Annotated in this window: 17 protein-coding genes; 5 read left to right on the forward strand and 12 right to left on the reverse strand. The window is 61.7% G+C overall.

Annotation, left to right across the window (positions count from 1 at the left end):
* Position 1 precedes the first annotated feature (1 nt).
* Together IEW18_RS21125 and surE are read right to left on the reverse strand one after the other, a co-directional pair.
* Positions 2-721 carry a TIGR04283 family arsenosugar biosynthesis glycosyltransferase gene (locus tag IEW18_RS21125; RefSeq protein WP_188559881.1) on the reverse strand — a complete coding sequence of 240 codons (720 nt, stop codon included), beginning with the start codon at positions 719-721 and terminating at the stop codon, positions 2-4.
* A gap of 614 nt (positions 722-1335) precedes the next feature.
* Positions 1336-2205 carry a 5'/3'-nucleotidase SurE gene (surE, locus tag IEW18_RS21130; RefSeq protein WP_188559882.1) on the reverse strand — a complete coding sequence of 290 codons (870 nt, stop codon included), beginning with the start codon at positions 2203-2205 and terminating at the stop codon, positions 1336-1338.
* A 145-nt stretch (positions 2206-2350) separates the two neighbouring features.
* On the opposite strand from surE, the gene IEW18_RS21135 reads away from it, so the two are divergent.
* Complete coding sequence (locus IEW18_RS21135) at positions 2351-3046, forward strand: hypothetical protein (RefSeq protein WP_188559883.1); 696 nt, start codon at positions 2351-2353, stop codon at positions 3044-3046.
* Positions 3047-3164: 118 nt separating this feature from the next.
* Positions 3165-3599, forward strand: a complete 435-nt coding sequence (locus IEW18_RS21140) for a DoxX family protein (RefSeq protein WP_188559884.1) — start codon at positions 3165-3167, stop codon at positions 3597-3599.
* A 239-nt stretch (positions 3600-3838) separates the two neighbouring features.
* On the opposite strand, the gene IEW18_RS21145 is transcribed toward IEW18_RS21140, so the two are convergent.
* Positions 3839-5008, reverse strand: a complete 1170-nt coding sequence (locus IEW18_RS21145; protein WP_188559885.1) for a zinc-dependent alcohol dehydrogenase — start codon at positions 5006-5008, stop codon at positions 3839-3841.
* A gap of 41 nt (positions 5009-5049) precedes the next feature.
* Positions 5050-5736, reverse strand: coding sequence for an SRPBCC family protein (locus tag IEW18_RS21150; RefSeq protein ID WP_188559886.1), 687 nt, complete (start codon positions 5734-5736; stop codon positions 5050-5052).
* Between the two features lie 207 nt (positions 5737-5943).
* On the opposite strand from IEW18_RS21150, the gene IEW18_RS21155 reads away from it, so the two are divergent.
* Positions 5944-7689, forward strand: a complete 1746-nt coding sequence (locus IEW18_RS21155; RefSeq protein WP_188559887.1) for a M14 family metallopeptidase — start codon at positions 5944-5946, stop codon at positions 7687-7689.
* Between the two features lie 130 nt (positions 7690-7819).
* On the opposite strand, the gene IEW18_RS21160 is transcribed toward IEW18_RS21155, so the two are convergent.
* From IEW18_RS21160 to dnaG, 8 genes are all read right to left on the reverse strand, one after another.
* Positions 7820-8659 carry a hypothetical protein gene (locus IEW18_RS21160; protein ID WP_188559888.1) on the reverse strand — a complete coding sequence of 280 codons (840 nt, stop codon included), beginning with the start codon at positions 8657-8659 and terminating at the stop codon, positions 7820-7822.
* A gap of 59 nt (positions 8660-8718) precedes the next feature.
* Positions 8719-9507 (reverse strand): hypothetical protein, encoded by a 789-nt coding sequence (locus IEW18_RS21165; protein ID WP_188559889.1) that lies wholly within the window; start codon positions 9505-9507, stop codon positions 8719-8721.
* Positions 9508-9614: 107 nt separating this feature from the next.
* On the reverse strand, positions 9615-10862 hold the full coding sequence (locus tag IEW18_RS21170) for a bifunctional 3,4-dihydroxy-2-butanone-4-phosphate synthase/GTP cyclohydrolase II (protein WP_188559890.1): 1248 nt from the start codon (positions 10860-10862) through the stop codon (positions 9615-9617).
* Between the two features lie 226 nt (positions 10863-11088).
* On the reverse strand, positions 11089-11892 hold the full coding sequence (gene proC / locus IEW18_RS21175; RefSeq protein ID WP_188559897.1) for a pyrroline-5-carboxylate reductase: 804 nt from the start codon (positions 11890-11892) through the stop codon (positions 11089-11091).
* A 395-nt stretch (positions 11893-12287) separates the two neighbouring features.
* Complete coding sequence (locus IEW18_RS21180; protein WP_188559891.1) at positions 12288-13493, reverse strand: glycosyltransferase; 1206 nt, start codon at positions 13491-13493, stop codon at positions 12288-12290.
* Positions 13477-14703: a glycosyltransferase family 4 protein gene (locus IEW18_RS21185; RefSeq protein WP_188559892.1), complete on the reverse strand. Its 1227-nt coding sequence runs from the start codon at positions 14701-14703 to the stop codon at positions 13477-13479. Before IEW18_RS21185 ends, IEW18_RS21180 begins: the two co-directional genes overlap by 17 nt.
* A 180-nt stretch (positions 14704-14883) precedes the next feature.
* The gene (locus tag IEW18_RS21190; protein ID WP_188559893.1) at positions 14884-15966 is read right to left on the reverse strand and encodes a potassium channel family protein; all 1083 of its coding nucleotides are present in this window, start codon (positions 15964-15966) and stop codon (positions 14884-14886) included.
* A 419-nt stretch (positions 15967-16385) separates the two neighbouring features.
* Positions 16386-18467, reverse strand: coding sequence for a DNA primase (gene dnaG / locus IEW18_RS21195; RefSeq protein WP_188559894.1), 2082 nt, complete (start codon positions 18465-18467; stop codon positions 16386-16388).
* 216 nt (positions 18468-18683) lie between these two features.
* Between dnaG and IEW18_RS21200 the strand changes: the two genes are divergently transcribed.
* Together IEW18_RS21200 and IEW18_RS21205 are read left to right on the forward strand one after the other, a co-directional pair.
* A complete protein-coding gene (locus tag IEW18_RS21200; RefSeq protein WP_188559895.1) occupies positions 18684-19787 on the forward strand; it encodes an Mrp/NBP35 family ATP-binding protein in 1104 nt (367 codons plus the stop codon).
* Between the two features lie 178 nt (positions 19788-19965).
* Positions 19966-20301, forward strand: a complete 336-nt coding sequence (locus IEW18_RS21205) for a NifU family protein (protein WP_188559896.1) — start codon at positions 19966-19968, stop codon at positions 20299-20301.
* Positions 20302-20467: the final 166 nt, after the last annotated feature.

Genomic DNA, 20467 nt, shown 5'->3' on the forward strand with positions numbered 1-20467 from the left:
CTTACTTAGCACTACTACCTTTCTGCCTAATAAAACGTCGGTATAGCCGGATTAGGGTAGGTTGGGAAGCGCCTGCCCAGTGCAGAACGGTAATTAGCGTGAAAATGGACTGGAGGCGGAAAACCCCGTTTTCCCGGTACTTGCGGGCGGAGGTGACTACGGGCTGGGGCAATACTCGAAACGGGGCCTGCCGGCGCAGGCGGCCAATGATTTCCTGATCTTCCATGACGAGCAGCTGCTCCCGGTAGCCGCCGGCCCGCTCGAACACGGACCGTTCGGCAAACAGGCTTTGGTCGCCGAACCGGATAAGGTCCACATCGAAGCGGGTAAACCAGGCATTCAGGCGCAGAAACCAGTGCGCATCATCGAACTGGAGGCGGAAGCAGCCGCTGCCCACGCCCCCGGCCACCGCCGCCCGAATGTAAGACAGGAAGCCCGGCGGCGGGTAGGTGTCCGCGTGCAGGAAGTACAGGATCTGCCCCTGGGTGTGGGTCGCGCCGTGATTGAGCTGAGCGGCCCGTCCCCGCTGGGGGCACTGCAGCACCCGTGCCCCGGCAGCTTGCGCCACGGCCGCGGTACCGTCGGGGCTGGCGGCATCCACCACCAGCAGTTCGGTGGCTGGGCCGGCGGCCGCGCGCAGGTAGCCTAGCAGGTGGCTCAAACCCGCAGCTTCGTTGTAAGCCGGAATAATGATGCTGACCGAAGCAAGGGGCGTGCTCAAAAGAAAGGAAGCGGGTGAGGGCACAAGAACCGATATTTTGCCGTACCAACGCAAGCCCGCCCCCCTACCCTTGCGGACCGTTCGGTACGCCACCTTCTTGCTGGTTTCCTCACGACCGAAGCTTGTACGTTACGTTCCAGGCTTACCACTGCTATGCGCTGATTCTGAAAGACGATAGAAGCCTGCGCCTGGCAAGGCAGCCGTTTGGCTGCCCCAAATACCTCGCTAACTCGGCCCACGCCCCCATCGAGGCGACAGAAAAATTCTTGCGAATAGCTACCGTTTTGCGCCCCTGTATCTGGGCCTACCCAGCAACAACGGGCTGAACCTATACTTCGTTACTTACTGCATCCCATGTCATCCGGAGCCGCGCCAAGGACCCTATCACACGTAAACGGTCATCGTGACAACGACTCGTTCAGGCGTGATAAGGTCTTTCGCCCGGCTTCGGATGACAGCTTCCATAGGACGAGACCTACGAGAATGGGGCGGTAGTCAAGTTTAGTGCTTTATCGTATGCCTTGCACCCGCTATTCACTCCAACCAACGCTCTACCGCCCTGCTCAAGAGCATGTGCCAGAACTCTAGGCTGCAACAGGCGCCATTCAGGCTAACTAGCCTAACCCTTCCGCCGATTCGCCTGACTCGGGCTGGGCGCTGCCCAGGTGCGGGGCCTCAGCGGCAACGCCTTGCGGGGTGGCGCTGAGCTGCCAGGAGGTGTTCATTTCGCGCAGGGCGTAGAGGGCCGTGAGGTCGAACTGGCAGGGCACAATGGAAATGTAGTTGTGGGCCAGGGCGTACTCGTCGGTATCCTGGCCTTGGTCCTCGTTCACGAAGTTGCCCAGCAGCCAGTAATAGGGCCGTTTATAGGGGTCGTAGCGTAAGTCGAACTCTTCCTGCCACTTGGCCCGGGCCTGGCGGCACAGCCGTGCGCCGGCAATGGGCTCCGCCGACTTCTTCGGAATGTTCACGTTCAGGGCCGTACCCTGGGGAATGCCGTGCGCCAGGGCCTGGCGGCACAGGTGCTCTACCCACTCCTCCACGTGGGAAAAATCGGCCCCGTGGCCGTAGTCGCACAAGGAAAAGCCAATGGCGGGCAGCCCCTCAATGGCCGCTTCAATGGCCGCCGACATGGTGCCGGAATACAGCACGTTCACGGAGGAGTTCGAGCCGTGGTTGATGCCCGACACCACCAGATCGGGGCGGCGGTCCTTGAGTACGTGGTGTTTGGCCAGCTTTACGCAGTCGGCGGGCGTACCGCTGCATTCATAGGCTTCCACTCCTTCGAAAATAGTGTTTGGGTCGAGGCGCAGGGAGGAGCCGATGGTAATGGCGTGTCCCATGCCCGATTGGGGCGAATTGGGTGCCACGACCACCACCTCACCGATGCGGCGCATCACGCGCACCAGCGTCGCAATGCCGGGGGCCGTGATGCCGTCGTCGTTGGAAATCAGAATAAGCGGTTGGCGGGTTGCAGCAGACACGGGCAAAAACAGTCAGTGAAACAAGTGGCAAGAGCGGGTAAAAGTAGGCCGAGGCCGTTGATCGGCCCAGCTCATCTGAACGTGCTAACGCCCCTCACGCCCACCGGGTTTTCAACACTGCATTGTGCGCCTGCGTATAGCCCCCATGCAACACCGCCTAGTTCCAGCCGTTAGCACCTTGGCTATTAGTCTATTAGTCGCCGGCCTGACCGGGTGCGACTCTACCACCACGCGCAACGCTACCGACCCGGGCACGCCGCCTTTTACGTCGGCGACGGGGGCGGCCGGGGCCTCGCCCGGTGGCGCTTCTGTAGCGCAGCAGGCCAGCGCCCCTACCCCCACGCCCGGTGCTCCTGTCCCCGATTCCCTGCACCTGCTAAGTCCGGGGCGGGCGGGCCGGCTGCGGCTCGGGATGCGGGAGGAGCGCCTAAAGGAAGTGGTGCCGGCCAACCTGCTGCGCGCCACTACCTACCAGGACCAGGGTAAGACCCTGCCCGCCTACGAAATGCGCGACGCCCAGCGCCCCGAGGCACCGCCCACGGTTCTGCACCTCATCGGCGACTCTTCCGCCGGGTTTCGCCTGCGCCGCATCCGCATCTACGATCCGCAGTATCGCACGGCCGAGGGCATTGGGGTGGGTTCTCCGTTTGGGGCGGCCCGTCAGAATTTGGGCCTCACCAAAGTGCGCGACACGCCAGCAGGCTTTGCGGCCGTATCGGGCGAGGTGCAAATGGCCTGGCTTATTGACCCAAAGTCGTTGCCAGCCAAGCACCCGGCGGAAATCAGCTCGGCCGAAGTTCCGCCGGCCGCCCGAATCACAGGGGTATTACTTTACCAGTAGCTGCGTTGGCGGGGCAGTTGCATTCCGCTGCAAATATTGTACTTTGGCAACGCCGGATGTAGTCGCTTACTTCCCCATTGTTGAACTTATTCCGCCCCGGCTCGCTCCCAACTCGCCTATGGCACTGTTTGCAAACCGCTACCGCACCCACGACCTAGGCCTGCTGCTGCTGCGCGTGGGCATTGGCGTGATGTTCACTATCCACGGTTACCCCAAGCTAACGGGCGGCCCTGAAGCCTGGACCCAAGTTGGCGGGGCCATGAAGCTGGTGGGCATTAACGTTGCTCCGGCCTTCTGGGGATTCCTGGCAGCCGTAGCGGAAGCCGTGGGCGGGCAGCTGATTGCCATTGGCCTGTTTTTCCGCTTTGCCTGCGTGCTGCTGCTAGGCACAATGATTATGGCCACCATCATGCACCTGAGCAGCGGCCACGACTTCAACACCTACTCCCACGCCCTGGAAGCGGCTTTCCTGTTCCTGGGCCTGGCCTTTGCCGGCCCGGGCAAATACAGCGTGGATCAGCTGCTGTTCCCGGCCCCGCGCCGCTTGTACTAGTGCTTGCAGCGCGCCTGATTGCGTTGCCCGGTTGTCGTTGCTGACGACGGGCACAAAGCAACGACGATTGGCAACGAGGCGCGGGCAGTTGCGCGCTACCCGCCTGCATAACGAAGCAAACGGCGGTAACCAGCCGCCAGCACGAAGGCCCGTAAATCAGGCCCGCTATCCGACTAAGGGAGCGGGCCTGATTTACGGGCCTTCGTGCTGGCGGCTAATTACGCAGGCAACTACGAGGCTCAGGGGGCAAAGACGACGCGGATGCACTCGTCGGTTTTCTTTTTGAACATCTGGTAGCCCTCCGGGCCCTTGTCCAGGGGCCAGCGGTGGGTCAGGATGTAGGCCGGGTCCACGTCGCCGCGCTGCACGTACTCCAGCAGGCGGGGCATGTACTTCTGCGGGTGCTGCTGGCCCATCTTTAAGGTGAGGCCCTTGTTCATGGCCGCGCCCATGGGCACTTTGTCGATGTAGCCGCTGTACACACCCACGATGGACACGGTACCGCCCTTGCGGCAGGCCAGAATGGCTTGGCGCAGCACCGCTGGCCGGTCGGTTTCCAGCCTAAGCTGCTGCTTCACCAGGTCGTAGTAGTGCTCTGGGCCGGTGGTGTGGGCTTCCATGCCCACGGCGTCGATGCAGCGGTCGGGGCCGCGCCCGCCGGTCATTTCCTTGAGGGCTTCCAGAATATCGACTTCGGTATAGTTGAGGGTTTCGGCCCGGCCGTGGGTGCGCGCCATTTCCAGGCGCTCCGGAAACCGGTCGATGGCAATGACGCGGCTGGCGCCCAGCAGGAAGGCGCTACGGATAGCCATCTGGCCCACGCCCCCGCAGCCCCACACCACCACCACGTCGCCGGGCGCAATGTCGGCCATGTCGGCGGCCATGAAGCCCGTGGGAAACGCATCCGACACGAACAGGGCCGACTCGTCTTTGACGCCTTCCGGAATCTGAATCATGGTTTTATCGGCGAAGGGCACCCGGATAAGCTCGGCGTGGCTGCCGGCGTAGCCCCCAAACGCGTGTGAGTACCCAAAGATGCCGGCCGGCGAGTAGCCGTAGGTTTTCTCGGCCAGGGCGGCGTGGGGGTTGCTGTTGTCGCAGAGCGACCAGGCATTCTGCTGGCAGAACCAGCAGTCCCCGCACCCCAGAATAGAGCCCACTATTACCCGGTCGCCCTTGCGGAAGCGTTTTACGTTGGGGCCGGTTTCCACCACTTCGCCCATAAACTCGTGGCCGATGATGTCGCCCTCCCGCATAGTGGGCACGTAGCCATCGAGCAGGTGGAGGTCGGAGCCGCACACGCAGGAGAGGATGACCCGCACAATGGCGTCCTGGGGGTTGATGATTTCGGGGTCGGGGACTCGTTCGACGTTCAGGTGGTTGGTACCCACCCAGCACAATGCTTTCATAGTCTTGGGGTTATGGAGTGAACTAGTTCGACGAGGCACCGCTAGCCTTTATCGTGGCCGCGGCCCGAGGGCTGCCCCTGGATGGTGGCTATTTCGCCGGCTTCGAGCAGTTGCTTGAAGCGGCGCAGGTCGGAGCGGACCATTTCTGCCAGGGCCGGGGTCAGCAGCTTCGCCAGGCCCTGGCCCAGCCCGCCGGCCGGAGCCCGGTAGTGAATCACGGCCTGCACCTCCGTGCCTTTGTCGCCGGGCGCCTCCGTGAAGCGCACTTCCCCGGCATTGTCTACCTGCGAGTCGGGCAGGGACTGCCAGGCCAGCAGCAGGTTGGGCTCATCGGTCACGATTTCCGCTTCCCACTCCACCGTGCCCATGCCGCCGGGGATGGCAGCTTTCCAGCGCGAGCGGCGCGCGTCGAGCTGCTCCACGCTTTCCAGGTGCTGCATAAAGCGGGGCAGGTTTTCGAGGCGGCGCCAGAAGTCGTACACTTCCCCCACCGCCTTGTTGATGGTGAAAGTCTGCACGATTTCGATGGGCCGGGTAGCGGACGAGGCGGAGTTGCGACCCACCAACTGGTTTACCGGGCAGTAGCCCGTAGCTCCGCGCAGCACCAGGCTGCCGCCCAGCACCGCCAGCCCGGTGCCCAGCGGCCCAGCCGTAGCCCGTTTGCGCAGGCCGTAGTACGTGAGCAGGGCGCCCCCGGCGGCCGAGAGCAGCCGTTCGGTAGGGCCCACGTTTACCCGTGCCGTGCCCCTAGCCCACCGCGGCTCCGGGAGCTATTCGCCGCATTCGGTTCGGGGCCAGTGGGGCCATGGGGTGGTCGACGGCGCTTTTTCCGCGGTGGCCCTTCCTTACTTACCGGGCGCCGCCGCTGAGAGTTGCCGGGTTTGAAACTCACTTTTTAGCCCTAGTTTCGGGCGATTTTGCTGTTTCCCGCGCCTATGTTCGCCTTCCTGGTTTCCGCCCTGCTGCTGCCCGCCCCTTCACCCGCCGCCCCCGCCCCCGCCCCCGATTGGCGCACGCCCTTCGAGAAGGGCAACGGCAACACCACCACTACCCACGCCGAATGCATCAGCTACTACCAGCAACTGGATGCCGCCTACCCCGAAATTCAGCTGCGCGAGGCCGGCACTACCGACAGCGGCCGACCCTTGCACGAAGTGGTCGTATCCCTGGACGGGGATTTCGAGCCGGCTTCCGTGCGGGCCAAGGGGCGACGCATTGTGTTTATTCAGAACGGCATTCACCCGGGCGAGCCGGAGGGCATTGATGCCAGCATGATGCTGGCCCGCGACTACATGCAGAAGAAAGAGCTGCGCCGGCAGCTGGCCGATGTGGTGCTGGTTTTCATCCCGATTTATAACGTAGACGGGGCACTGAACCGCAACGCCACCACCCGTACCAACCAGAATGGCCCCGAGAGCTATGGCTTCCGGGGCAACGCCCGCAACCTCGATCTGAATCGGGACTACATCAAGCAGGACTCGCGCAACGCCCGCGCCTTTGCCCAACTGTTTCAGCGCTGGCAGCCCGACATCTACGTGGACACCCACACCTCCAACGGGGCCGACTACCAGTACACGATGACCCTGATTGCCACCCAAAAAGACAAGCTGCACCCGGCCCTGAGCCAGTACCTGCAGCAGCGACTGCTGCCCGCGCTCTACGGGGGCATGGACAAGCAGAAGTGGTACCTCACCCCCTACGTCGATTTTGAGGGCCGCACGCCCGATGCCCGCGGCCTGGTGGGCTTCCTGGAAACGCCGCGCTACTCCACCGGCTACACTACCCTGTTCAACACCATCGGGTTTGTGACGGAAACCCACATGCTCAAGGCCTACACCCCGCGCGTGAAAGCCACCTACGACTTCCTGGACTTGCTCATCAAAACCGTGCACCAGGATGCCGCGGCCATCGCCCAGGCCCGGGCCACGGCCGCCGAGCAAACCCGCACCCAGCAGCAGTTCGCCCTGGGCTGGCGCCTGGATACCACCCAGGCCGAGCGGTTCACGTTCCGGGGCTACGAAGGCAAAACCAAGCCCAGCGAAGTCAGCGGCCTGCCCCGCATGTACTACGACCGGAAAGCGCCCTACGTCAAATCAGTGCCCTACTACAACACCTTCCGCCCCACCGTGACGGTGCAGCGCCCCCAGGCCTACGTTATTCCGCAGGCCTGGGGTGAGGTAGTGGAGCGCCTGCGCCTCTCGGGCGTGCAGCTGCGGCAGCTGGCCGCTGATACCACCATTACGGGCGAGGTATACTACATCCAGGACTACAAAACCGGCCCGCGCCCCTACGAGGGCCACTACCTGCACTCCCAGGTGCAAGTGCGCCCGGTGCGCCAGGCCCGCCCCTTCCTGCGCGGCGACTACGTGGTGAGCCTCAACCAGCCCGCCGCCCGCTACCTCATCGAAACCCTCGAACCCCAGGCCACCGACTCGTTTTTTGCCTGGGGCTTTTTCGACAGCATTCTGCAGCAGAAGGAGTACTTCTCCGACTACGTGTTCGAGGACGTAGCCGCCGAGCTACTGCGCCGGAAACCCGAGCTGCGCGCCCAACTGGAAGCCAAGAAAAAAGCCGACCCCACCTTCGCCGCCAGCGCCGCCGCTCAGCTCGATTGGGTATACCGCCAATCCGACCACTACGAGGCCTCCCACCTACGCTACCCCGTGCTGCGGGTACTGTAACGCAGATTATACCCACATAAGCCCGTCATCCTGACCGCAGCGAAGGACCTTATTACGTCAGCGTAAGTCGTTGTTACGATTTATGTTGGCGTGATAAGGTCCTTCGCGGTGCTCAGGATGACGGGCTCAGTTATTTTTTACTTCCTCCCAGCGAATTGGCGTAGTTAACCAGGTAAGCCAGCTCGCGGGCTTCGGTGTAACTCAGCTTGTTTTCCTTGGCGTACTGCTCAATCTGGCGGGCGTGGGAGCGGAAGTAGGCTAGCAAGTCCTTCTTGGGGTTGCGCAGGCTAAGCACGTTGCCATTGGGTAGGCCCAGGAAGAAGTTGTCCTTCACGTCGGTGTAGTAGCCCATGGTGCGCCCGGGCAATCCGCCACCATAGCCATAGCCGCCGTAGCCATACGGGCCATTATAGGTGATGGGGCGCTCCACCAGGCCTTCACGCCGCAGCAAAATAATGGGGCCGCCGCTGAGCTGCTCGAAAAACCCCGGGGCCCGGAAGTCGCTGTAGTCATTGTCGCGGTTCCAGCGGTAGGTCCGGAATACGCGGGTAAGCGTAGTGTCGGGCCGCTCCCGACGGCGCGGGGGCGGCAGGGTATTGAAGTAGGGGCTACCGTAGTAGTAGCCCTGGCGCATGGAGTAGAAATCGTCGAAGTAGAACCGCTCCCGGCTCCGGTCGTACCGCTCGCCCTGCACGGCAAAACTCTGCACGTTCACGGCGGGTAGGGTGCGCACCGTGTTGTCGTTCAGGGTCATGGTGAGCATCTCCTCGGAGCGGTGCAGGGCCAGCGGGCCGGTAATAGTGTCGCCGGTGCTCAGCAGCACAGTGGCCTGGTTGAACTGCTGAGTGAAGCCCTGCCCGCCGCGCTGAGCCTGGGTGGCAAGGGGCAGCAGAAGCAGCAAAAACCCGCACCCAAACGCCCAGTCACGCGCATGTTTTCGGACCAACGCATTATTGCAACATGCTTTCATATCTGTAAATAAGAGAAGAACATCTTACTTCTCCATGACCAAATAGGAAAGCATCTGGTTCACGGTTGCGGCGCCAAAGAATTCGCGTAGTTCACGAGGTAGGCCAGCTCCTGCGGCTTTTTAAAGCTTAACTTATACTTCTTAGCATACTGCTCAATATGAGTTTTGTAGGCGCTGAAATAAGTTAGCAAATCGTCCTTTGGGTCGCGCAGGGCATACACCGTGCCATTAGGCAACCCTAAATAATACTCACGCTCATTGCTGAGGTAGCGGTTGCTACCGCCGCCAAACGCTCCGCCCATTGCACCGGAGTGGCGGATTTCCAGCGTCTCATGCCGGAGCAGCACCACGGGTCCCGCGCTGAGGTGCTCGAAGAATCCATAGCCCAGAAAATCGCTATAATCATTGCCCTGATTCCAGCGGTAGGCACCGTACACGCGGGAAAGCTGGGGGTTAGGCTTGGCTAGCCGGACGGGGACAGGCTGGTCTAGGAAGGTGGGGCTTTCCTGATAGTAGCCTTTGCGCATGGGCGCAAAATCGTAGTAATAGCTTTCCTTCTGGGCCCAGTCAAACGGACCGTAATGGTCGCCTTGCACCACAAACTTCTGTACCGCCGCCGCCGACAACGCCCGAACAGAACCATCAGTAAGGGTAATGGTGATGGTTTCCGTTGCGTGCTCCGACCGATGCAATACCAAGGAGCCGCGTAGGGTTTCAGCGGTGTTCAGCAGCACTTGGGCCCGATCAAAGTGCTGGGTATAATCCCGGTATTGTGTTTGCGCCAGCCCGGCACCACTCAAAAGCAGCAGGTTTCCAGTAATAAAGGTCGAGAAGTAATTTTTTATCATAGCTAACTGAATACATGATACCAGGACCGGTGCGCAACGTCCTGCACTCAGGAGCCTCACCAGAAACTATCTGGTGAGGCTCCTGAATTATACCATACCTAACAAATCTACAGCTTCGTCAGGGCCGCGTCTACGTCGGGGTGGGGAGCCCGGTCCTTGTGCAGGATGGTGTGGCCCAGCTTGTCGCGCTTGGTGGTGAGGTAGCGCTCATTGTGCTCATTAGGCTCCACCTCAATGGCTACCGATTCCACAATTTCGAGGCCGTAGCCCATCAGGCCGGTGCGCTTGCGCGGGTTATTGGAAAGCAGGCGCATCTTGCTGATGCCCAGGTCGCGCAATAGAGCCGCGCCTACCCCGTAGTCGCGCTCGTCCATACCAAAACCTAACTCAATATTGGCCTCTACCGTGTCGCGGCCCTGCTCCTGGAGCTTATAGGCGCGCAGCTTGTTTAAAAGGCCAATGCCGCGGCCTTCCTGGTTCATGTACACGACTACGCCGCGGCCTTCGCGCTCAATCTGCTGCATGGCGCGGTGCAGCTGGGGGCCACAGTCGCAGCGGCAGCTCCCGAAGATGTCGCCCGTCACGCAGGAGCTGTGCACGCGCACCAGCACGGGCTCAGGACCCGAAATATCGCCTTTCACCAGGGCCAGGTGCTGGGCGTTGGTGCTGCGCTGGGTGTAGGCAATTAGGTCGAAGTCGCCGTAGTCGGTGGGTAGCTTCACGGAAATTTCCCGCACAATCAGGCTTTCCTTTTCCAGGCGGTACTTGATCAGGTCCTGAACCGAAATCAGCTTCAGGTTCCACTTATTGGCAATTTCGCGCAGCTCGGGCAGGCGGGCCATTTCGCCGTCTTCCTTCAGAATCTCCACCAGCACGCCGGCCGGCTCGAAACCCGCCAGGCGAGCCAGGTCAATGGCGGCTTCGGTGTGGCCGGCGCGGCGCAGCACGCCGTCCTTGCGGGCTTTGAGCGGGAAAATGTGCCCCGGCTTGCCCAGTTCCTCGGGCTTAGTGTCGGGGTCGATGAGGGCCAGAATGGTCTTGGAACGGTCGGAGGCGGAAATGCCGGTGGTCACGCCGTTCTTCAGCAAATCAATGCTAACGGTGAAGGGGGTAGCGTGCAGGGCCGTATTGCGGCCTACCATCAGCTCCAGACCTAGCTCCTCACACCGCTGCTCAATAAGAGGGGCGCACACCAGGCCGCGGCCGTGGGTAGCCATGAAATTGATTACTTCGGGGGTGGCACAACGGGCGGCGCAGATAAAGTCGCCTTCGTTTTCACGGTCTTCGTCGTCCACGACCACCACTACCTTTCCGGCGCGGATATCAGCAATGGCGTCTTCAATGGAATCCAACATGGAATCACGGATTTAAACGGATTATTCGGATTTCGCGGATTCAGGAGGTGCAGCACCAGGGAGCCCCGCAAAGTTGCTGCTACAACCAGCAACAACGCCGCGAAGTTACGAAAGGTGGAATGGTGAGATGGTGAAATAGTGAGTTTGCCGTTTTATTGGCGCAAGAGGTGCGAGTAGCACGGCAAACTCACTATTTCACCATCTCACCATCTCACCATTTCCCTGCTTACTCCCGGGCCAGCTCGGTGGCGCGGTGCTGGGCGGCTTTGATGCCGGCGGCCAGGGTTTCGGCCAGGTTGCCGGCGCGGAACTCGCGCAGGGCCGCTTCGGTGGTGCCGCCCTTGGAGGCCACGGCGGCAATTAGCTCGTCGGGGTTTTTGTCGGAGGTGTTGAGCAGGTGGTAGGCCCCGAGCATGGTTTGCTTGACCAGCAGCCCGGCCACTGACTCCGAGAAGCCCAGCTCCTGCCCCGCCCGCATCATGGCCTGCACGATGTAGTAGAAGTAAGCGGGTCCGCTGCCGCTCACGGCCGTCACGGCATCGAGCAGGCTTTCGTCTTCCAGGAAAATAGAGCGCCCGGTGGCATTGAGCAGGTTCTCGACCTGGTGCAGGCGGCTACGCTCTACCTCCGGCGCGGCCGAGAAACCCGTGATGCCCATGCCCAGCAGCGCCGGCGTGTTGGGCATGGCCCGCAGCACCTGCTGGTGGGCCAGTTCCCGCTGCAAGCGCGCAATCGGGATGCCGGCCATGATGGACACGACCACTTGCCCGGGTTGCAGCACCTGGCGCAGGCCCTCGGCTACCCGGCCAAAATCCTGGGGTTTCACGGCCAGCAGCACCACGTCGTAGGTTCCTACCGCGGCGGTCAGCTCGCTGGTTGGCAGGCCCGGATGGGCGGAGGTCAGGCGCTGGCAGTGCTCCTGGTGGCGGCCCAGCAGCAACAAATCGGCGCGAGCTACCAGGTTATAGTGCAGGAAGGATTTGGCGAAGGCCATGCCCATGTTGCCGCAGCCCAGAATAGCAATCCGCAGGGTTTTCATGCGTTTTCGGGGTGATGAGGTGAAAAGTAATAGGTGATGAGGTAACAGGTGACAGGTAATAGGTGATAGGTGATAGGTGATAGGTAAACGGGAAGGGGTACTGGAGGATTTTTGAGGCAGGGAGGTTAAAATGTAATAATAGCGCGGCAAAATAGGTAAAGGCACTGACCAGCCCCAGCGGGGCGGCAGCTCGGTAGTCAATAGTTCGGTGTAGTAAGTCGAGCCCCCCCCCGCAGGGCGACACCACGTGGTTGAACGAGTAAATGCCGCCCTGCGGGGGCTTACGTGTGTTAAGTAGCGCTGGCTTCTACTGATATGCCACCCCACTGCCCCCCTCACCTGTCACCATTCACCATTCACCTGTCACTTTTCACCTCTTCACCTCATCACCTTTTATGCTGAAACCGTTGGGTCGGCTCCCACACGGTGGTTTTCACCCCACTTAAAAAGCGCCAGAGGCCCAGCAGCAGCGCGGCATTCATGCTATAGAAGTGGGTGATAAAGCGTAGCAGCCGCGCGTGTATGCCCACGCGGTGCAAGGCCCCGTCCAGGAGCAGCAGCAAAGGGGCGCCGAGCTGCCCCAGCAGCAGTAGCTGGTAAAACCACCCGCCCCCGCGGACTACCAACACCATGTTAGCCAGCACCATAACCAGCAGCAACAAGGGCGTGAGCCAGCGCAGCACCTTGTGCGACCAGTAGGCGAAACTCACGCCGCGCCAGGGCGGCCAGAGCAGGCGCCGGAACGCGACCAGGTTCTGGAAGTTGCCGGTGGAAATGCGGGCTTTGCGCCGGAACTCCTCGGGCAGCTTATCCGATACGTCCTCGTGGCAGACGGCCGCCAGCTCGTTAATGGCCTGGTAACCCTCTTGAAGCACGGCCATCGAGATAAAGAAGTCATCGACGATGAAGGAGGCCGGGGCCGGGTGGTAGCAGGCCCGGCGCACGGCAAAGCACCCGCCGAAAGCTCCAATCATGGTGCCCCACACCACGCCTTCCTGGTATTTAATCTGGTTTTCGCGCTCCAGGTAGGCTTTTTCCTGGCCGGAAATACCGTCGCGGCGGTGGTCGAGGTTGAGGATGTGGCCGCCTACCTGCCCGATGCGCGGGTTGCGGAAGTGTTTGACCAGGTGATAGAGCGTGTCTGGGGTGAAGAACACGTTGGCATCGGTGAGCACCAGTACCGGGGCGGTAGCTTCCGCCGACAAGGCTTCCATGACGCCGGGCTTGCCGGTGCGCTGCCGAAACGGCCGGAACTGCAGGCCCGGATACTCGGCCATCAGCTTCTCTACCAGGGCGTTGGTCTGGTCCTGGGAGTTATCGGAGCCGATGTAGAAGGTGAGTTTATTGAGCGGGTAGGTGGTAGCAAACGTGGAGCGGATTTTTTGCTCTATTACCTGCTCCTCATTGTACACGGCCAGCAGCACATCTACGCGGGGCAGCTCGGGGCTGGTGGGCGGGTACACCTCCGGGTTTTGCTGGCGGCCCCGGGCCAGGCGGGCCAGCAGCAGCGGAAACAGCACGTAGGTATGCGCCACCAGCAGCAGACTGCCCCCCAGCGCCCCGGCCGCTATACTATCAATGAGCGGCGGCACGGCGCTGGGGCGTCAGGATGGTGTACAGGTCGAGGAAGCTTTCCACTACCCGGCGGTTGTCGTAGAGGCGGGCAATGGTGCGGGCGGCTTCCTCCCCGATGGCCTGCTGGCCCAGCTCGCCGCGGTAGTAGCGGCCTAGGCGCTCCACCCATTCGGTGGGTTCGTCGCAGAGCACAATATCAAAGTTGTCGCGCACGTGAATGCCTTCGGAGCCCAGGCCGGTGCTGATAATGCACTTGCCCAGGGCCATGCCCTCAATAATTTTAATGCGCATGCCGCCCCCACTGAGCAAAGGCACCAGCATCACCTCGTACTGCTGCATAAACTGCGCCGCCGACTCCACGAAGCCGTGAACGGTAACGCCGGGCAAGCTCAGGTTGCGAATGTGGGCCGGGGTTTCCTTGCCGGCAATGTGCAGTTCCAGCTCCGGGTAGAGCTCATGGGCCTTGGGCCACACCTCCCGCAGAAACCAGTCGACGCCTTCTTGGTTGGGCAGCCAATCCAGGGAGCCAATCATGAACAAGGTGCGGGGTTTGGGCTTGAGGGCCAGGTTGCGCTGAAACCGGTTCAGGTCGACGCCGGCGGGCACGAACACCACCGGCTCCTGGCAGCCCAGCAGGCGCAGGCGGCGCTGGTCGGGCTCGGTAATGGCGGCCACGGCATCGAAGCGCGGCAGCGTGCGGTGCTCAAAGCGCCGCAGGCGCTTGGCCAGGTGGGTCAGGTAGAGCTTCTTCAGCGGATTTGCTTCGCGCTCGGCCAGCATTTGCCAGATGGTGTACTCCACGTTGTGCGCCCGTAGCACCACCGGCACACCCGGGGCCAGCCGTTTCACCGCGTCCACGTACCACGATACCAAGCCGCCTTCTACCTGCACCATGTCAATGCTTTCGGTGCGGAGCAGCTCCTGCAGGCGGGCCTCCACGGCCGGACTCACAAACCGCTCAATGTTGTAGGGCAGCTCACTGAGCAGCAGGTTGCGCAGCGCTTTTACCGGCGACAGGCGCGTGTCTACGTCCACGGGCACAAGGCGCACGTTGGGGCCCAGGTGGTCGAGCACATCGGCGGGCTGGTGGTGCTTGGGCGTGTTCAGGGCTAGCACGGTTACCTGGTGCCCCGCCCGGCTCAACCCCGCCGTAACATCATACATGGCAATGGCCCCACCATCAGTAGGCGGATACGGAACGCGCGGACAAAGCTGAAGAATATGCACGGGAAGCAGTGGGTTAGGGCCGGCAAAGCTACGAATGTAGGCTGGAGAACCACTGAACCAGCCCAACCGGTAGCGCGCAGCGCCGGCGGCGCGTGTGGTTACCCGACCCTCATCACGGCAGCACGGCAGCCAGCAACCGTACGCGCCGCCGGCGCCAGGCGCTGCCAACCGGCAAACCGCCTACCCAACCTGCCGGAACTGGTCAAGGAGGCTGGTAATCTGAGCGTCGGTGCCCAGAAACAGCAGCACGTCGCCGGGGTCCGGCACCAGATCGGCCGCCGGACTTACCGTGAAGCCGCCTACCTGGTGCTTGAGGCCGATAACGGTGGCGCCGGTGCGCGAGCGGATGTCCAGCTCCCGAATGCTGCGCCCGCGCCACTCTGGCCGCAACTCTTCGGAGCGCAGCTCCTCCAACCGCAACTTATTGGGCCCCAGGCCGGAAATCATATCCAGAAAGCGGATTACCTCGGGCCGGGTAATGAGGTTGGCCATGTGGGAGCCCCCAATTTCGTCGGGCATCACCACGGAATCGGCGCCGGCGCGCAGCAGCTTGGTTTCCGAGCTTTTGAGGCTGGCGCGGGCAATGATGGTGATGTCGGGGCTTAGCTCGCGGGCGGTCAGGGCCACGAACACGTTGTCGGCATCCTTGGGTAGGGCCGTGATGAGGGCCCGGGCCCGGGTTACGCCGGCCGCGCGCAGCGTCTCATCCAGGGTTGCGTCGCCGAACACGGTCGGAATGGCCTCGCCGGTGGCATCCGCGTCCTCTTTCAGCAAGGTTTCGTTCTGTTCCACTACCACCACATCGGCCCCGCTGGCGCGCAACTCGTGGTAGGCCTTGCGGCCGTTGCGGCCAAATCCGCAGACGATAACGTGACCCGAGTAATTGCGGATGGCCTGGTCGTTTCTCAGCATGGTAAACATGGTCCGCAGGCCCCCGTCGAAGATGTAGGTGGTAAGCACCGACAACAGGTAGGCCAGCATCAAGAGGTTAAAGAAGATATAGAACGAGACGAACAGCCGCCCGGCCGGCGCCAACGGGTGCAGTTCCCCGAAGCCCACCGTCGAGACGGTTATCATGGTCATGTAGAAGGCATCGACGAAGGTGAATTTTTCAATCCACATAAAGCCGACTACCCCCACAGCAAAGCTGAACGCCGTGAGGGCCAAGGCTCCCACAAACCGGCTCAAATTGAAGCGGTGCCAGATGTTGCGCACGTAGCGCAGGGCATTCGGGCGCAGCGGTGGAGGTAAGGATTCAGGCATGCTCAAAGGTACACCCCGCAGCTTGGGGCCGCCAAACGCCGCACGTTTCATTCTGCCCAGCTCTCATGCCGAACATGCCGTGCATCAAGCGGCGACGAGGAAGCTAGGTCAAGTGAACATTTAGGGTTGATGTATTGCGTAATTCAGAACGTCATGCCGAGCGCCGCGAAGCATCTCGCTCGGCTGATACTGTGGCAGTAATTCAACGAAGTGGTAGAGATGCTTCGACAAGCTCAGCATGACAGATAGTTTGGCAACCTCAGCCGAGCGAGATGCTTCGCCTGTGGCTCGGCATGACGGCCTTCAAGCCACCTGTTAACAGCTCCTAATTACTAAAGGCAAAGCCCCTTCGTCGCCGTTTAATGCGCGGAATACTCAGCAGAACAGTTTCTTAACCCGTGTTTGTTCTTGCCCAACGTTTACAGGGAAGCGCGCGGAATGACGGTGCCCAGCATATTGGCCAGCTGGTTGTCCATCTGTTTGAGCAGGCGAATGTTGGTCAGGTGCTCATCCAGGGCGGCCTCGTCCATGGGGTGGCGCAGGGCCTCCATGTGCTCGGCCAGGGCACGCTCCACGTTCACTTTATTGAAGCGCAGAATGGCGTTGTCGCAGGCGGTTTGCAGCAGGTCCAGCTCCCGGGGCACGTAAATCTGGTGGGTGGTCCAGTTGGGGCTCAGCTCGTACTTTTCGGTGGCCAGCTCCGCCACGAGGTTGCGAATATCACTGCGGCCGTGCTGAATAAGGGTGCGCACCTCGGGCCAGCGGCCCTGGTGGAGCTCCTCCCGGCACAGGTGCAGCAAATCGGCGTAGATGCCGGTTTTAAAGGGCGTATCGTCGAGTTGCTGCAACAAGTACTGGGCCACGCTCACGTCGGGGGCCAGGGGCTGGGGCGAGTAGAGCAGCAGCAGGCGTACTACCTCCCGCTCGCACTGTTCCAGCACGTCGGGGATGGGTTCGAGGTCTTCCTTGGTGAGGATTTGCAGGTCGCCGCCCCCGCCCATCATCAGGTCCTCGGGCGAAGCGCCGTACATCAGGGCCTCGGCTTCCTCCTCCGGGCTCATGGGCCGCGGAGCCGGACGCGGCGCAGCCGGCGCGGACTGCGCGGTACTCGGGGCGGCCCCATTCCCTACCCCACTGCCGCCGCCCGAACTGCCGCCGGGCGCCTTCTGCGTGGCGTTGCGGACAATTTTGTTGTACTCCGTGATGAGCACCTGCTCATCGATGCTGAAGGCCTGGGAGGTTTGCTGCAGAAACACCTGGCGCTTAATCGGGTCGGGCACTTTCCCAATGCTTTGCAGCACCTCCCGAATGGCCTCGGCCTTCCTCACCGGGTCCTGGGCGGCCTCGCGGCTCACCAGGTCGGTTTTAAACTGAATGAAGTCCTGGCTGGCCTGCTCCAGGTGCTCCTTAAACTTCTGGTCGCCGACTTTGCGGATGTAGCTGTCCGGGTCGTCGCCGTCGGGAAACAGCACCACGCGCACGTTCAGGCCGCCTTCCAGCAGCATGTCAATGCCCCGCAGCGAGGCCCGGATGCCGGCCGCGTCGCCGTCGTAGAGCACCGTCACGTTGTCGGTGTAGCGCTTGATGAGGCGAATTTGCCCGTCCGTGAGCGACGTCCCCGACGAGGCCACTACGTTCTTGATGTCGCCCTGGTGCAGGCTCAGCACGTCGAGGTAGCCCTCCACCAGGTAGCACAGCTCCTCGGTCCGGATGGCCTGCCGGGCCTGGTAGAGGCCGTAGAGTACGTCGGACTTGTGGTAGATTTCCGACTCCGGCGAGTTGAGGTACTTGGCCGTCTTGTCGTTGGGCTTGAGCGTGCGCGCCCCAAACCCAATCACGCGGCCCGACACGTTGTGAATCGGGAACATCACGCGGCCCCGGAACCGGTCGTAGCGGCGGCCAGTGTCCTGGCCCTGGTCGTCCTCGCGCCGAATGATGAGGCCGGTTTTTTCCAGGTACTTCTGCTCGAAGCCCGCCGCCGTGGCCGACTTCAGCAAGTCGTCCCACTGATCCAGCGAATACCCCAGCTCGAAGGTTTTGATGGTGGTCTGGTTCAGGCCGCGCTGGCGCAGGTAGCTCAGCCCGATGCTCTGGCCCTCGTCGGTAGAGAGCAGCAGCTTGTGGTAGTGGTCCTTGGCCCAGTTCGAAACGATGAACTGCGAGTCTTTTTCGTTTTGGGCCAGCTGCTGCTCCGGGGTCTTTTCCTCCTCCTCAACGTCGATGCCGTACTTTTTGGCCAGGTACTTCAGGGCCTCCACGTAGCTGGTGCCCTCAATGTCCATGATGAACTGCACCACCCCGCCGGCCTTGCCGCAGCCAAAGCACTTGTAGAGGCCCTTGGCCGGGGCCACCGAAAAGCTCGGCGACTTTTCGTGGTGAAACGGGCAGCAGGCCCACATGTTCTGGCCCTTGCGCTTCAAGCTCACAAAATCACCGACTACCTCTACAATGTCGGCATGGTGAATGATTTGATCAACGGTTTCCTTCGGGATGCGGGCCATACTATCCGCAAAGGTAGGCAGGAACCCGCGCGAAGTTGCACTTGGCGCACAAGGGTAGCGCCTTCCTATGCGTTGGTGCGCCCGGCAGTACAAGCGCGAGCTACTCGCCTTGCTCGTGGGCCAAGCGGGAACTCAGCGGTACATTCTTTCCAACTTCCGACCCGGTTTCCGGGTTATCTTTGCGCTTTGCTTTCGCACTTTCTTCCCCTGACTATAATGGCAACCATAACCAAAGAAGACGTCCTCAAGGCGCTGAGCTACGTGGAGGAACCCGACCTGGGCAAAGACCTCGTGACCCTCAACATGATTGAGGACGTAGCCATTGACGGTAACCGCGTGTCGTTTACGGTCGTCCTGACCACTCCGGCTTGCCCGCTTAAGCAGCTCATTCACGATGCCTGCGAGCGGGCTATCCATACGATGGTGGATAAAGAGGCGGAGGTAGTCATTGTGATGACTTCGCGCGTGACCACCATGCGCCAAAACCAGGACGTGCTGCCCGGCGTGAAAAACATCATTGCCATTGCCTCGGGCAAGGGCGGCGTGGGTAAGAGCACCGTTACGGCCAACCTGGCCATTGCCCTGGCCAAAACCGGCGCTAAAGTAGGCCTCGTGGATGCCGATATTTCGGGCCCTTCCATGCCCCTGATGTTTGGGGTGGAAGCTGCCCGCCCCCACGTGTACCAGAACGCGCAGGGCCGCAACCTGATTCAGCCGGTAGAAGCCCACGGCGTGAAGCTGATGAGCATTGGCTTCCTGGCCCCCGCGGAGTCGGCCATAGTGTGGCGCGGCCCCATGGCTTCGTCGGCGCTAAAGCAGTTTATCACGGAAGTGGAATGGGGCGAGTTGGACTACCTGCTCCTGGACATGCCCCCCGGCACCTCCGACATCCACCTGACCATGGTGCAGACCGTGCCCGTCACGGGCTCGCTCATCGTGACCACGCCCCAGAAAGTAGCCCTGGCCGACGCCGAGAAGGGTTTGCAGATGTTCCGCCTACCCCAGATTAACGTGCCGGTGCTGGGCATTGTGGAGAATATGGCCTGGTTTACCCCCGCCGAGCTACCCGACAATAAGTACTTCATCTTCGGGGAAGGCGGCGGCCAGCAGCTCGCCACCAAGCACGACGTACCGCTGCTGGGTCATATTCCGTTGGTGCAGAGCATCCGCGAAAATGGCGACCAAGGCACGCCCGCCATTCTGCAGGATGGCTCGCCCGCTGCGGCCGTGTTTGAGCAGCTGGCCGAGGACCTGGCCCGCCAGGTATCCATCCGCAATGCCGTAGCGCCCCGCACCAACGTGGTGCAGATGCAGTCCTAGCGCCGCGGTGCCGGGCGGCGGGTCGTGGGCGACTCGTACGCCCGGCCGTTGTGCTACGGGCAACTTTACTACCCCGCGTGGTGTTGCCTTCATACGCGCCAAAAGCCTTACCTTTGAAGAAGTACGCTGCTGCTACCTACCTGGGTGCCCGCCGCTGCAGCAACTCAATCTGTGATTCATGACGCATTCCGCTGCCGTAGAACATCATCCGCTCCTGCCCCGCATTGAGCAGGCCCTGGACACCATCCGGCCCTACCTGGCCGCCGACGGGGGCAACGTGCGCGTGCTCGACATAACCGCCGATATGGTGCTGCAGCTGGAGCTGCTGGGCGCCTGCGGTACCTGCCCCATGTCGCCGATGACGCTAAAAGCCGGCGTGGAGGAATCGGTGAAGAAGGCCGTGCCCGAAATCCGGGCTGTTGAAGCCATTAACTCCACTCCCATGGGCGAGCAGCCCGCCGGCCAAGCCGGCCGCCCCGTGCAGCCTAACCCGGTGCCTACCCCGCAGTTTTAATTCCTGATTTTTGATAAACGAAAAAGCCGGCCTCTCTTGCGAGAAGCCGGCTTTTTCGTTGAGTTATTTGCTATTTTCCTTCTGTCCTCGTTGGCTATTTTTTGGCAGTGGTAAAATAGCAGGTGAATGTTATCTTGATGGATGCTTCAGACGACTCTCACCTGCC

The organism is Hymenobacter glacieicola (assembly GCF_014640315.1).
Classification (GTDB): Bacteria; Bacteroidota; Bacteroidia; order Cytophagales; family Hymenobacteraceae; genus Hymenobacter; species Hymenobacter glacieicola.